Origin of the sequence: Candidatus Arthromitus sp. SFB-mouse-NL (assembly GCF_000709435.1) — a bacterium.
Taxonomy (GTDB): domain Bacteria; phylum Bacillota; class Clostridia; order Clostridiales; family Clostridiaceae; genus Dwaynesavagella.
Map to the genome: position 1 here is coordinate 615,214 of NZ_CP008713.1, position 13,617 is coordinate 628,830.

Sequence of the window (13,617 nt, forward strand, 5' to 3'; positions counted from 1 at the left end):
TATTGATAATGTATGATATTAACAGGATTCATGACTATGTTTATAATGAATTTAATATAAGATTAGATGCGTATAAATCTGTTCAAATGAACCGCAGAATTGAAAATTTTATTTCAAAGTTGGAATTTAATACAACAAGTGATTTTATAAGAGAATGTAGTATAGATAAGCATTTGCGGGAGAATTTTTTAGATTTAATAACAATAAATGTGACACAGTTTTTTCGAAACTCAGATATATTTTTTAGATTAGAGGAACTATTTAAAAAATATATACCTAAAAGAGATGTTTATAGGATTTGGAGTAGTGCTTGTTCCAATGGTTCAGAAGCTTATTCTGTAGCTATGATACTTGAGAATATCAATATGCCTAATTATGAAATATTAGCAACAGATATTGATAAAAAGATGTTAAATTATGCAGAAAAGGCTATTTATACAACATATGATTTGCGCAATGTTTCATCAGAGTATATAGATAAATATTTTAATTTTTTCAATGATAAATTTAAAGTTAAAGATTTTATAAGAAATAAGATAGAATTTATACGGCATGATTTAATACTAGATTATTTTCCTAGTTGTTTTGATTTGATACTATGCAGAAATGTTGTTATATATTTTACTAAGGACGAGAAAATGAAGATATATAATAAGTTTTATGATTCACTGAATAATAATGGGGTTGTTTTTATAGGGGCTACAGAAAATATTTATGATTACAAACAAATTGGTTTTAATAAATTAGGTACATTTTTTTATCAGAAGGTGGTGAAATAAATTGGATGTTTCACAATATTTGTCAATGTTTCTTGAAGAGTCTATGGAAAATTTATCGAAATTAAATGATTCTCTATTAGAACTTGAGCAAAAGCCGGATAATTTAGAAGTTGTTAATGAGATATTTAGAGTTAGTCATACAATTAAAGGAATGTCCGCAACAATGGGATACATGAAAATGTCTGAATTAACTCATAAGATGGAAGATGTTTTATCTAAATTCAGAGATGGTACTCTTAAAGTTAATAGAGATGTTGTTACGCTTTTGTTTAAATGTCTTGATACATTGGAATCTATGATTAATAACATAAGTGATGGTAATAATGATGAAATGGATATTGAGGCTATTGTTGTGGATTTAGCTGGAATTTTGGAAGATAAACCAATTGAGAACATAAATGAAACCATAGAGGAAAAGTTGAAACTTGAAGATCATCACATGAATATTATAAATATAGATAAAACTCCTTATTTTGTTTATGAGATAAAAATTGTTTTAGCTGATACTGTTTTGTTAAAAACTGCAAGAGTATTTATATTTTTTAGAGAGATAGAAAAGTATGGAGATATTATTCATACATTACCATCTACCCAAGATATTGAAACAGAAAATTTTGATTTAGAAGTTGACATACTTTATGTAACTATGATGGCCAAAGAGAAACTTCAGGATATTATAAAACATATTTCTGAGATAAAGAAGGTTGCTATAAAAGAAATAAATTCTGACAATGTTAAGAAATCTTACGGTAATGAAGTATTTATAAATCTTGAAGAGGCTTCAGAGAATTTAAAAAATAATATTAAGAGTGATGATGCAAAATCTGAAGAGATATCTCAGGTAAAAAATAACAGAGTAGTTAATGAAGAAAATATAAATAAAGTTCAAATAAATGCAAATAATAAGGATGTAACTAAAGAAAAGGCGTCTAAATCTAAAAAGCAATCTATGTCGATTAAGAAAGGGACACAATCTGTTAGGGTTGATTTGGATAGATTAGACATGGTTATGAATATGGTGTCAGAGCTTGTGATTCACAGAACAAGGCTTGAGCAGATTAGTAATACATATAATTCTTCAGAGTTGAATGAAACGCTTGAACAAATTGCTCGGTCTACATCAGAATTACAAGACTTAGTTATGAAAATTAGAATGTTACCATTAGAAGTTGTGTTTAATAGATTTCCTAGAATGATAAGGGATTTATCTCTAGAACTTAATAAGGATATACAATTCATTATTGAGGGAGCGAGTACTGAACTTGATAGAACTGTTATTGATGAGATCGGGGAACCTCTTATACATCTTCTAAGGAATGCAGTAGATCATGGGATAGAAACTAAAGAGAAAAGAGTTGAAGCTGGGAAGAATCCAACAGGGCAAATACAACTATATGCTTATCAGGAAGGTACTAAGGCCGTAATTAAAATACGAGATGATGGAAAGGGTTTAGATGTTGATAAGATTAAAGCTAAGGCTGAAAAGGTCGGTATAAGTACTAATGGAATGTCTGATACAGATATAAAAAATTTAATTTTTTTAGAAGGGTTTAGTACTAATGATAAGGTTACAGATATTTCAGGTAGAGGGGTTGGTATGGATGTTGTTAAGACAAAAATATCATCTCTTGGTGGAACGATAGATCTTCAAAGTGAAGTGGGTAAAGGATCAACTTTTGTAATAAAATTGCCATTAACTTTACAAATAATTAAAGCTTTACTTGTTAAAGTTAATGGTGAAACTATGGCGATATCATTAGGTTTTGTAGATAGTGTTATAAATTGGAAAGAAGATTTGATAAAGAAGAGTAATAATAAGGAAGTTTTATCTTATAGAGATGAGATTATTCCGCTTATACGAATGTCTAAGAAGTTTAGTTTAGATAGTGGAATATGTAATTTAAACAATGAGAGTAGTTATATAATTGTTGCTAAAGTTGGAGAAAAAATTGCTGCTCTTTTGGTAGATGATCTTCTTGGTCAGCAAGAGATAGTAATAAAAAATTTAGGAAAAAGCTTACAAGGATTAAAAGAGTATATAGGAGCAACAATATTGGGAGATGGCCTTGTTACCCTTATAGTCGATGTAGCATCAATTATATCTTGAAAAATGGGAGGAGAGAGGTATGCTCGAATACTCTGAAGAACAATTAGATATGATGAAAGAAATATCTAATATAGCATTAGGAAATTCAGCAACATCGTTATCTAATTTGCTTAATGCTAGAATTAATATGTCTATTCCGAATGTTCATATCGAATCTATAAGTGATTTTATAGAGGAAATTGATGATGTTGAAGTAATAGGGAAAATTTTGATTTTAAAAGGCGATATAGAGGGAAGTGTTTTATTATTATTTGATATTAATACAGCAAAGAAAATGGTAAAAGATATAGCTAGTGGGCAATTATTGTTTCAGGATGAGTTGGATGATATAAGAATTTCTTTTATAGAAGAGGTTTGTAATATAGTTGGTTCGACATACATAAGAAATGTTGCTGATTGCCTTAATTTAAGAATTGAAATTGAAAGTAGTAGTTTGCTCTACGACAGTCTTACTGCAATTTTATCTTACACATTAATGGAAGAGGAGCAATTTTATGATGAGATATTAAATATAAATACAGATTTCAAATATGAATTAGATACTGAAATGATGAATGTATATTTTTACTTTGTTCCCAGAAAGGGTAATTTAAATAAAATCTTTAAAACTGAAAGTCAATTTTAGGAGGAATTACAATGAGTAGAATTTTAATAGTTGATGATGCAGCTTTCATGAGAATGATGCTTAAGGATATATTGGAGAAGAATGGTTATCAAGTTATTGGAGAAGCGAGTAATGGTCTTAAGGCTATTGAACTTTATAAAAAAGATAGACCAGATGTTGTTACAATGGATATTACAATGCCAGAGATGGATGGTATTGAGGCATTAAGGGAAATTATGAGTTTCGATCCTAAGGCAAATATCATAATGTGTAGTGCTATGGGTCAACAAGGAATGGTTATGGATGCTATTAAGTCTGGAGCTAAAGATTTTATAGTTAAACCTTTCCAATCAGAGAGAGTTATTGAATCAGTTAAAAAAGTTTTGGGATAATTTAAAATTATGCAATTAGTCATATTTAAAATTAGAGAGGAATTCTTTGGGGTTGAGGCCTCAAAAGTTCTAAGTATAAATGATATGATGACTATTACAAAGGTTCCTAATGCCCCAAGTTATATTAAGGGACTTATAAATTTAAGAGGAATTATTATTTCACTTTTTGATATTTCTATATTATTAAATTTAGATCATCGCTCTTATGATAATGTAAGTTTAAATGATAGTAGTGTAATTATACTTGATATTGAGTTTGAAGAAATTGGAATAATAGTTGATAAGGTTGATGAGGTGGTGGATATAGATCCAAATTTTATTAAAAGATCTATAGATACGAAAATTCCATTTGTTAAAGGTGTATTGGAACTCAATTTTAAATTAATTACTGTTATAGATATTAATAAATTTGTTCCGAAAGATAGTGGGGTGAATTGAGGTTTTGGGTGATAATGTATTAAGCCAAGAAGAAATTGATAAGCTTCTGAAAAGCATTGAGTCTGAAGGTACTTCATATAATAGGTCTAATATTTTGCAGAAGAATGTAAAGAAATATGATTTTAAAAGACCTCAAAAGTTCACAAAAGAACATATGAAATCTTTAAGTATCATACATGAAAATTTTACTCAGTATCTTTCGAGTTATTTTGTTTCGGTATTTGGCATTCAGATTAAAGTTGATATTATGTCCACTGAACAAATTACATTTCATGAGTTTATTTTTTCGATGCCTAATCCAACTACAATAGTATCATTTGAGATGCCACCTTTATTTGGAAGTATTTTTATGGGATTGGAGTCAGCTTTGTCTGTATTATTATTAAATTCTCTTCTTGGATCCAACGATAGAAAAAATTTGGGAATAATGAGGGAATTTAGTGATATTGATAAAAAGATTTTAACTCAAGTATCAAATGAGATACTTAATATAATAAGAGTGTCATGGGATGATATTATAGGTGTTGAACCTAAGTTCATTAACTTAGAAACTAATCCATCTACTGTTCAATCAATGGGTCCCAATGAACCAATTCTATTTGTAACTTTTAAGATTGAAATTGAGGGAACGGCATATTTTATGTATATTTGTTTGCCTTATATTTCAATAGAGAAGATAGGTGATAAGTTAAATAGAGATTATTTAGTTAAGACAAATACAGAAGAAGAAGTAGAACTTATCAAGAAATCTATTAGGAAAGAATTGAATAGTGTAAATATAGAGTTAGAAGCTATATTGGATAAAAAATTGATTAGTGTTCAAGATTTCTTATCTCTTCAAACTAATGATATCATAATTTTAAATAAAAAGTGTAATAGTCCAGTTGAGATATATATTGAGAATAGGTTGATTTTTAATGGAGTATTGGGACTTGTTGGGGAGAATAAAGGTGTAAAGATTTTAGATATTTATTATAGTGAGGAGGTTATGAAAAATGGAGAAGGAAAATCAAAACCAGAGTGATGTAAATCAGACTGAAAATGGTACGGATCCAATTGTTACTAATGAAGAACGAGATCTTCTTGGTGAAATCGGTAACATTTGTATGGGTAATGCATCAACAAGTTTTTCCAAGTTATTACAAAAGCCTGTTACGATAACTACTCCTACTGTTGAAGTTGTTAATATATCCGATATAGCTAAAGAGTTTATGCAACCACATATAGCTTTAAAGGTAAAGTATACGAGAGGCATTGATGGAAATAACGTACTTGTTATGAGTATAAGGGATGCTATAATTATTGCTGATATCATGATGGGTGGAGATGGTAAAAATGTTGAAGATAGGGAAACGCTAAATGAAATAGAAATAAGTGCCGTTTCTGAGGCGATGAATCAGATGATAGCTTCGTCGGCTACTTCTATGTCTACGATGTTTCAAAAAACTATAGATATTTCAACCCCAGAAACAGTTATAAGTTATAACAGTAAAGATAGCGAAAAGATATTTGGTAATAGCAATGAGAAAATTATAAAAATAAAATTCCAAATGAATGTTGCAGATTTAATTAATAGTAACATTGTGCAGGTCGTGAGTATAGAGACAGGTAAAAATATTATAAATATTATGCTTAATGATCAAAATGGATTTAAAGAAGGATCAACTGATCATAGATATGATGATCAAAGTTTGGATAACCAAAATTTGAAAGCAGTTGAGAATTCTAATAATTCAAAGCCGATTAAAAATTATGATGTAAGTGATGCTGTTTTGATGCCATTGAGTCAAGGAGCTACACCAGCAACCCCTAATAATATCGATTTAATTTTGGATGTTCCTCTTGAAATCTCTGTTGTCCTTGGGAAAACGAAGAAGAATGTTGGAGAGATTTTAAATCTAGGTACAGGTTCGCTTGTTGAGCTTGAGAAGTTAGCAGAAGAGCCGGTTGATATATTAGTTAATGGAAAGCAGATTGCGACAGGAGAAGTTGTTGTTGTTAACGAAAATTTTGGTGTAAGGATCACAGCAATTTTAAGTAATACAGAACGGGTTAAAAACTTAAATTTATAGTTATTTAGTTTTTAACTTTTTTTATATAAAAATATACCTATGTTTATTATATTGGAGGTAATGAGTTTGAACAAAGAAGTTAATGGTATAATTCTTAATCAAATTAAATTATTTGACACTTTACAAAAATATTTGGAAGAGCAAAAAGAATTTATAAGGAACAATAAATTGTTTGAACTTGATGGGATATCGTTTAAAATTAATAATGTTTGTAAGAGTATTGCAGATGAAGAGGTTAAGCTGAGAAAATTATTAAATAATGAGTATATTAAAGATTTTGTTATGAAGAACAAAGATGATAAAGAATTATATGAAAGCTATATACTTCTTGTTTCTTTAGTTGAAAAGATAAATTTGATTAAGGATGATAATAAATTTCTTATTAAAAAATCATTGAGCTTTACAAACAAACTGTTATCTTCTATTAATAAGAATGCAAATCAACCTAATGTTTATACGAGGAAACCTAATTATTAAATTTAATTGTTGTTTCTAGAAAGGGGGCGTTTTATTATGGCAGGTTTGTTTAATACTCTTAATATTTCTAAGCGTGGTATAAATGTTATGCAGGCAGGTCTTAATGCAACTTCTCATAATATTAGCAATGCATCACGAACAGATTATACAAGACAAAGGATAAGAGTTGAGGCGTCCTCACCATTGACGACTGTTGGGAGTGCTGGTCAAATTGGAACTGGTGCTCAGGTTGCAATGGTTGAGAGGGTTAGAAATACTTTTTTAGATTATCAGATTAGAAATGAAAATTCATCACTTGCAGATGCAAACGTTCGCCAAAATGTTTTATCTGAAATAGAGAGTCTTGTTAATGAAAGTGGCGATAAAGGACTTAGTAAGATGTTTGATAAGTTTTTTGACAGTTGGCAGGATTTGTCAAAGAATCCATCTGATATTAATACGAGAAATATTGTTTTGCAAGAAGCATCCAATATGGCTACAGAGATAAATCGTATTTATTCAAAACTTCAAGAATCAAAGGGTGATGTAAATGATACGATTAAAAATTCAGTCGTTGAGGTTAATTTAATTCTTAATGAAATAAATGAGCTTAATCAAAAGATACAAGAAATTTCTATGGTTGGGAATCAACCAAATGATTTAATGGATAAAAGAGATGCTCTTCTTGATCAACTCAGTGGTAAGATGGGAATATCACTTGAGAATAAAAAAAATAATGGAATTAATGTTACTGGGAAAGATATAGCATTAGGGAATTTGGTAAGCAGTAAAGAAGGAGAAGGTGATTTAAGATTAACATATATAGAAGAAATTGAAGTAAATGGACAAGGTGCTTTTCCTAAAAGTGTAGTGATAACTTATTATAAGAATAATGATTCAAGTGATCCGAATAATAGAGCTACCCTTGAAATAGAGAACATGAGTGAGAAAGATTTTAATGATCTACAAAAGAATAGAATTGTTTTATCGAATAAGGAAGGAAATCTTATTGATAAAGCAGGGAAGGAAATTACAAATCCTCAGGTCAACGCAAATAATTTCTCATCGCTTAGTCTAAGCACTGGAGAACTTGGAGGTCTCCAAAAATCCCATGATGAACTCGATTCTTTTATAAATCAATTAAATCAATTGACGAAGTCTATTGTTTTTTCCCTAAATGCTGTTCACAGTGGTAAAACAGATGCTGCTACGGATAATTTGCCATTTTTTGTAAACTCCGATGGTGGAGATGAAAATTCTATAACTGCAGGTAATATTTCTGTGAATACTACTCTTTTAGATGATCCCATGAAATTAAAAGTCAGAAAGAATGATCATATGTTCGATGATGCTACTCAGAACACTATTGATGGACAAGGTGACGGAGATAGAGCTTTGGCTATTGCATCTTTGAGAGATAAATTGTTTAACATCTCTGATATTGGGAAAACTATTAATAGCAGAGAAGATTTTTTCAATCCTAATAAGGGCGGAAGCGAGCTTATTAATAATGGACTTGACATCAATAGTGCAAAAAGTGGGACAAAGATTGAATCACAATATAAAAATATGGTGACAACTGTTGGTATAAGATCACAAGAAGCAGCTAGGGAAGCAGATAATTTTGAGGATTTGGTTTATAATCTTGAAATTTCTAGAATGAGTGTTTCTGGGGTTTCTCTTGATGAAGAAATGAGTAATCTTATAACTTTTCAGCATGCTTATAATGCGAGTGCTAGAGTTATTTCTACAGTTGATAAGTTATTAGATGTTATTATAAATGGATTGATGTAGTTGTTAGGAGGGCATGATAATGAGAATTACAAATGGTATGACCAATCGGAATTTTAATTATAACCTTCACAAAAATCTTACAAGGATGAACAAGATAGATAATCAATTGAATACAGGAAAAGAGATTAATAAGATTTCCGATGATCCAGCAAAGGCTGCAAAGATTATGCGTCTTAAAACTGATATCGCAAAGAATGCTCAATACAATAAAAATATTGTTGATGCGACCAATCATCTTGATGTTACAGATAAGGCATTAGAGCAAGCTAATGATGGACTTCAAAAAATGAGGGAACTTTTGGTTAGTGCGGGTAATGCAACTTATGGGTCAGATGAGAGAGCTGCACTAAAAGAAGAGATATCTCAACTTGTGAATAAAATGGGAGATATTTTAAATACAACTTTTGACGGGAAATATATATTTGGTGGTGAAAGAATTGATCAAAAGCCTGTAGAAATATCAAAAGATCCAATTAGTGGCAATATTAAGCTTGATTATAATGGAAAAAATGGTCAACAAATAACGCAAGTTGAACTTGATCAAATTAAACATCCACTTGAAATGGAAATTTCTTCTGGTGTAAAGATTGATTATGGAGTTAATGCAATTCAAATGTTGGAATTTAAGGATAAAGATGGAAATGATATTAATCTTATGGAGAGTTTCGGTGAAATTTTGCAAAATTTAGATGCAACAGATGAAACAGCTTATAAAGAACTTACAACAAAAAATTTGGAACAAATTGACAATGCACTTCAAAATATTTCAAATATTAGGGGTCAAATTGGTTCAAAACAAAACAGAATGGAAGATGCACTGGAAAGAAATGAAGAAGAAAAATTTAATATTAAGGAAATTTTATCGAGTATTGAAGATATAGATTTTGCAGAAAAAACAATCGATTATGTAACAGCTATGACGATGTATACGGCTTCACTTCAAGCAAGTTCAAAGATAATGCAACCGTCATTGATCGATTATTTAAGATAAACTTGATTGTATATATTTTTTAAACAGGATAATAATAATATTAAAAATATTTTTAAAAAGTATTTTAAATTTTTTAATTTTTGAATTTAGGAGGAATTTAATCAATGGGAGAGCAAATGGTTTTAAAAAATGGTAGTGTAGTATTTGAAAAAGGGTTACCTGGATTTGATGGGCTTAAAAATTTTGAATTGGCGGCATTAGAGCAAGTTGGATTTTTTAATTTAAGTTCTTCTGAGCAGGAAAATATTTCTCTTCTATTAATTGATCCATATATTTATTTTCCTAATTATGAAATAGAAATTGATGATAATACAACAAAGAGATTAGGAATAAAAGATGCAACTGATGTTTTAGTTTTAAGTGTTGTAACATTAAATGATGATGTAGAAAAAATAACTGTGAATTTAAGGGCTCCTATAATTATTAATCTTACAACTGGAAAGTGTGAGCAAGTAATATTAGATAGAGAAGATTATTTGGTTAGACAATCATTAGTAGTCAAAAGAGGGTGATTTTTAAGTGTTAGTTATTTCGCGTAAGAAAGAGGAGAGTTTATTCATTGGAGATGACATTGAGATAAAGGTTGTGAAGATTGAGGACAATTGCGTTAAACTAGCAATAGAAGCTCCGAAAGAATTAAAGATTTTAAGAAAAGAGCTTATACAAGATATTAGTTCCCAAAACAAAAAATCTGTTTCTTCTAATATGATTGACGTTATTTCTAAGATTGATAATTTAAAATAGGTAGGTTTATATAATTATTATTTGAAAATAGGTAGGTAATATTTATGTTAAACGCAAGGGATACTTATAAGAACAGCAGTATTAACAATGTGTCGAAAGAAAAGCTCTTGATTATGTTAGTTGAAGGTGGAGTCAAGTTTTGTAAAATTGCAAAACTTGCCTTTAAAACTAATAATTTAAAAGAGATTCATACGAACTTGGTTAAAGCTCAAGATATTTTTTATGAGCTAATGATAACATTAGATACTGAAAAAGGTGGGGTTTGGGCAGAAAACCTAAAAAGTATATACGCTTTTATAATAGATAGGCTTTCTAGATGTAATATTGAAAAGAACGAAGCGATACTTGATGAAGTTTTCCCTGTTGTTCAAGAAGTGAATGATATGTGGCAAGAGGTTTACAAGAAGGTAGTTAATTCAAAATAATTGTAGGAGGGATATATATGTCATCGATTCAAATGACTGGTATGGCCTCTGGTTTGGATACAAAAGCTATTGTAGAAAGTATGCTTCAGACTGAAAAAAGCAAGATTGATCGCATTAATCAAAATAAACAAATACTGGAGTGGAGACAAGAACTTTATAGAGAATTAATAAATGATGTTAGAGATTTTACTAAAAAGTATTTTGACCCATTGAATAAAGAAACGTATATAATGGGTTCTTCATCTCTTTCTGGGATAAAAGCTGATTCAACGGTTGATAAAACTATAGCAAATATTATAGCTGGAGGGACAGCTGAACCAGGAAATTATGAATTAAAAATGACGCAAATGGCACAATCTGCGAAAGTTAGTGGCTCGAATGTAATAAACCAATCTACGGTTAAAGGAGATTTGAGGATACCGGTTATTGTTGGAGATAGCAATAACACAATAAAAATTGACGGATATGAGATAAAATTAGATTCAAAGGCATTTGATAGTAAAGAAAGTCTAGCTAAAGCTATAAATGTAAAAATCCAAGATAATGAATCAACAAAAGATAAATATGAGGTTTCAGTTAATAAAGATGGACAACTTGAAGTTAAAAGTAATTTTGTTGTAGATGATACCAACAATTCTATAGAAATTAATGTTGGTGGTAAAGATTACACGATTAAGTTAGATAAAGGAGCATATAGTCAAGATAAATTTGTAAGTGAAATAAAAGCAAAACTTAAAAAGCAAATACCTGATCAGGAATACAAAGAATTAAAAGTAGAAGTTGATGAAAGTGGACAAGTTAAAGTAAATGATACCGCATTAGATTCAAAATATAAATTTGAAACTCCAAAGGTTTCAATTAAAGGACAAGAATCAACCAAAGCTGATGGAGCAAGTAATATTTTGAATTATGAATCTAAATTCGTAAAGGGTGAAAATTCAGATTTAGTTATAAGCGTTAGAGGACAAACTCCTACTGTAATAGATTTGTCAGATGTAGATAATTCAAAAAGTAAACAAGAAGTACTGGATCAAATTTCAGAAAAGATCAATGAACATAAGGATGTAACAAATGTAAGTAGTAGCGTAGTTAATGGAAAACTTGTGTTTAAGACAAACAGCAAGGAACAAATCGTTATTAGTGGGAATGCTGCAAATTCAATTGGTATCGGTAACAGTTTAGACATGACCCTTGATGTTAAGACTGAAAAGATGGTAAATGTTTTAAACTTTGATGATCCAAATAATAAAAAAGTTGAATTTACGATTAATGGTGAAACTTTTAAATATGATTTTGGATCTAAAGAAGATAAAGATGGATATAAAGGTGGACAAGATTTGACAATAAAACAGGTATTTTCTGATATTTCATCAAGAGCAAAAGTTAATATTTCTTATAATACGATTTCTAGGACTTTTAACATAGAGTCCAAAGAAACAGGAAAAGAAGTTGTGTTAACAGGAAGTGATACTTCGGGGAAATTTATTGAATCTTTATTTGGTACCGGTACATTAGATGCAAAAGGAGAGAGTGCTGTTGTGGAATTTACAGACGGAGATGGGAACAGTAATATCTTTGAATTTGCATCAAATAATTTTACACTTTCAGGAATTACTTTTGATATAAAAACTCTACCAACAGAACCTATAAAAGTAAGCATTGTTGAAGATATGGATAAGACTGTTGATTTGATGAAGCAATTTGTTGAAGATTTTAATGAGATTATGGATGATCTCAACACTAAGACAAGAGAGAGGAAGAACTCAAAGTATTCACCTTTGACTGAGGCACAAAAAGAGGCGATGACTGAAAAGGAAATTGAGCTTTGGGAAAAGAAAGCAAAGCAGGGAATACTTGGAAATGAGACAAAACTTGAAAGTTTTATGTATGAGCTCAGAAATGCAATTTTTACACCAGTTGATGGTGTGAGTGTGGGTATGCGTGAAATTGGACTCGATACATCGAATGATTATAAGCAAGGTGGAAAAATTATATTTGATGAAGAAAAGTTTAGGAAAGCTTTGGCTAATGATCCACAGAATATTTCAGAATTATTTACAAAGACTTCTGATAGTGGACATGAAAATTATGATCCTGATTTGACTGCTGAGGAGAGGAAAGCAAAGAATGCTGATCAGGGTATTTTTAGAAGAATAAACGATGTTGTGAATGACTATACGAGAACGACAAGAAACAAAAATGGGGAAAAGGGTACGTTTATTGAGATTGCTGGTATAGAAGGAGATACAACGTATACGAGCAACACTATATCAAACAAGATTAAGGAATATGATAAAAAAATTGATAGACTCAATGATTTGATGACTACAAGAGAAAATAGATATTATGCACAATTTACACGGTTAGAAACTGCGTTAAGTAAGCTACAATCTCAGGCATCGATGTTCATGCAATAATATTTAATTTTGAGGTGAGTGTTTATGGAAGAGTTGGTTTATAATCAGTTAAAAATATTTAAAGATCTTACCATGAGAATTATTGATGCTGTGAACTTTGAAGATACGGAAATGGTCTTGGATCTTATAGATGAAAGACAGATTGTATTAAATGAATTAGATGGATGCGATAAAGATATATTGATTAAATGTGCTAAAGATTTAGATATTATAAAGATGGATTCATTGCTTGAATCTCTTATGAAAAATAAGATAAGCGACATTTATGATGAGATTAAAAATATTAGTAAAGAGCGTAAAACAGTGCAAGCATATAACAATAATAATTCATCAAATTATTCTGCATTTGTGTATGAAGTCTAAACAATTTTTTGTAAATGAGTAAATGAGGTGATTTT

General features: G+C 29.9%; 15 protein-coding genes. All 15 read left to right on the plus strand.

Going from position 1 to position 13,617, the window contains the following annotated elements:
- The first annotated feature begins 8 nt into the window (after positions 1-8).
- The 15 genes from SFBMNL_RS02960 (at position 9) to SFBMNL_RS03030 (ending at position 13,582) form a co-directional block, all read left to right on the plus strand.
- Entirely contained in the window at positions 9-779 is a 771-nt protein-coding gene (locus tag SFBMNL_RS02960) for a CheR family methyltransferase (protein ID WP_042294475.1), read from the plus strand.
- A gap of 1 nt (position 780) precedes the next feature.
- The gene (locus tag SFBMNL_RS02965; protein WP_042294478.1) at positions 781-2,886 is read left to right on the plus strand and encodes a chemotaxis protein CheA; all 2,106 of its coding nucleotides are present in this window, start codon (positions 781-783) and stop codon (positions 2,884-2,886) included.
- Between the two features lie 19 nt (positions 2,887-2,905).
- A complete protein-coding gene (locus SFBMNL_RS02970) occupies positions 2,906-3,511 on the plus strand; it encodes a chemotaxis protein CheC (protein ID WP_042294480.1) in 606 nt (201 codons plus the stop codon).
- A gap of 11 nt (positions 3,512-3,522) precedes the next feature.
- Entirely contained in the window at positions 3,523-3,882 is a 360-nt protein-coding gene (locus SFBMNL_RS02975; RefSeq protein ID WP_005806621.1) for a response regulator, read from the plus strand.
- Positions 3,883-3,891: 9 nt separating this feature from the next.
- The gene (locus SFBMNL_RS02980) at positions 3,892-4,320 is read left to right on the plus strand and encodes a chemotaxis protein CheW (protein WP_005806618.1); all 429 of its coding nucleotides are present in this window, start codon (positions 3,892-3,894) and stop codon (positions 4,318-4,320) included.
- Between the two features lie 4 nt (positions 4,321-4,324).
- Positions 4,325-5,344: a flagellar motor switch protein FliM gene (gene fliM, locus SFBMNL_RS02985; RefSeq protein WP_005806616.1), complete on the plus strand. Its 1,020-nt coding sequence runs from the start codon at positions 4,325-4,327 to the stop codon at positions 5,342-5,344.
- On the plus strand, positions 5,316-6,392 hold the full coding sequence (fliY, locus tag SFBMNL_RS02990; protein ID WP_007440009.1) for a flagellar motor switch phosphatase FliY: 1,077 nt from the start codon (positions 5,316-5,318) through the stop codon (positions 6,390-6,392). Before fliM ends, fliY begins: the two co-directional genes overlap by 29 nt.
- Before the next feature lie 66 nt (positions 6,393-6,458).
- Complete coding sequence (locus SFBMNL_RS02995) at positions 6,459-6,869, plus strand: flagellar protein FlgN (RefSeq protein ID WP_014017890.1); 411 nt, start codon at positions 6,459-6,461, stop codon at positions 6,867-6,869.
- A 36-nt stretch (positions 6,870-6,905) separates the two neighbouring features.
- Positions 6,906-8,642 (plus strand): flagellar hook-associated protein FlgK, encoded by a 1,737-nt coding sequence (gene flgK, locus SFBMNL_RS03000; protein ID WP_005806610.1) that lies wholly within the window; start codon positions 6,906-6,908, stop codon positions 8,640-8,642.
- A gap of 19 nt (positions 8,643-8,661) precedes the next feature.
- Positions 8,662-9,633, plus strand: a complete 972-nt coding sequence (flgL, locus tag SFBMNL_RS03005) for a flagellar hook-associated protein FlgL (RefSeq protein ID WP_042294483.1) — start codon at positions 8,662-8,664, stop codon at positions 9,631-9,633.
- A 104-nt stretch (positions 9,634-9,737) separates the two neighbouring features.
- Positions 9,738-10,145 carry a flagellar assembly protein FliW gene (locus SFBMNL_RS03010; RefSeq protein WP_005806606.1) on the plus strand — a complete coding sequence of 136 codons (408 nt, stop codon included), beginning with the start codon at positions 9,738-9,740 and terminating at the stop codon, positions 10,143-10,145.
- Positions 10,146-10,152: 7 nt separating this feature from the next.
- Positions 10,153-10,377 (plus strand): carbon storage regulator CsrA, encoded by a 225-nt coding sequence (gene csrA / locus SFBMNL_RS03015; protein ID WP_005806604.1) that lies wholly within the window; start codon positions 10,153-10,155, stop codon positions 10,375-10,377.
- Between the two features lie 44 nt (positions 10,378-10,421).
- On the plus strand, positions 10,422-10,802 hold the full coding sequence (gene fliS / locus SFBMNL_RS03020; protein ID WP_005806602.1) for a flagellar export chaperone FliS: 381 nt from the start codon (positions 10,422-10,424) through the stop codon (positions 10,800-10,802).
- 17 nt (positions 10,803-10,819) lie between these two features.
- Positions 10,820-13,219 carry a flagellar filament capping protein FliD gene (gene fliD / locus SFBMNL_RS03025; protein ID WP_042294486.1) on the plus strand — a complete coding sequence of 800 codons (2,400 nt, stop codon included), beginning with the start codon at positions 10,820-10,822 and terminating at the stop codon, positions 13,217-13,219.
- A 24-nt stretch (positions 13,220-13,243) separates the two neighbouring features.
- Positions 13,244-13,582: a hypothetical protein gene (locus tag SFBMNL_RS03030; protein ID WP_005806598.1), complete on the plus strand. Its 339-nt coding sequence runs from the start codon at positions 13,244-13,246 to the stop codon at positions 13,580-13,582.
- Positions 13,583-13,617: the final 35 nt, after the last annotated feature.

What these genes read in the sequence shown, in the direction of transcription:
- fliY (WP_007440009.1), top strand. Translation starts at nt 5,316, where the DNA reads ATGGAGAAGGAAAATCAAAACCAGAGTGATGTAAATCAGACTGAAAAT.
- SFBMNL_RS02975 (WP_005806621.1), top strand. Translation starts at nt 3,523, where the DNA reads ATGAGTAGAATTTTAATAGTTGATGATGCAGCTTTCATGAGAATGATG.
- SFBMNL_RS02980 (WP_005806618.1), top strand. Translation starts at nt 3,892, where the DNA reads ATGCAATTAGTCATATTTAAAATTAGAGAGGAATTCTTTGGGGTTGAG.
- flgK (WP_005806610.1), top strand. Translation starts at nt 6,906, where the DNA reads ATGGCAGGTTTGTTTAATACTCTTAATATTTCTAAGCGTGGTATAAAT.
- SFBMNL_RS02970 (WP_042294480.1), top strand. Translation starts at nt 2,906, where the DNA reads ATGCTCGAATACTCTGAAGAACAATTAGATATGATGAAAGAAATATCT.
- fliD (WP_042294486.1), top strand. Translation starts at nt 10,820, where the DNA reads ATGTCATCGATTCAAATGACTGGTATGGCCTCTGGTTTGGATACAAAA.
- fliS (WP_005806602.1), top strand. Translation starts at nt 10,422, where the DNA reads ATGTTAAACGCAAGGGATACTTATAAGAACAGCAGTATTAACAATGTG.
- SFBMNL_RS02960 (WP_042294475.1), top strand. Translation starts at nt 9, where the DNA reads ATGTATGATATTAACAGGATTCATGACTATGTTTATAATGAATTTAAT.
- SFBMNL_RS03030 (WP_005806598.1), top strand. Translation starts at nt 13,244, where the DNA reads ATGGAAGAGTTGGTTTATAATCAGTTAAAAATATTTAAAGATCTTACC.
- flgL (WP_042294483.1), top strand. Translation starts at nt 8,662, where the DNA reads ATGAGAATTACAAATGGTATGACCAATCGGAATTTTAATTATAACCTT.
- SFBMNL_RS03010 (WP_005806606.1), top strand. Translation starts at nt 9,738, where the DNA reads ATGGGAGAGCAAATGGTTTTAAAAAATGGTAGTGTAGTATTTGAAAAA.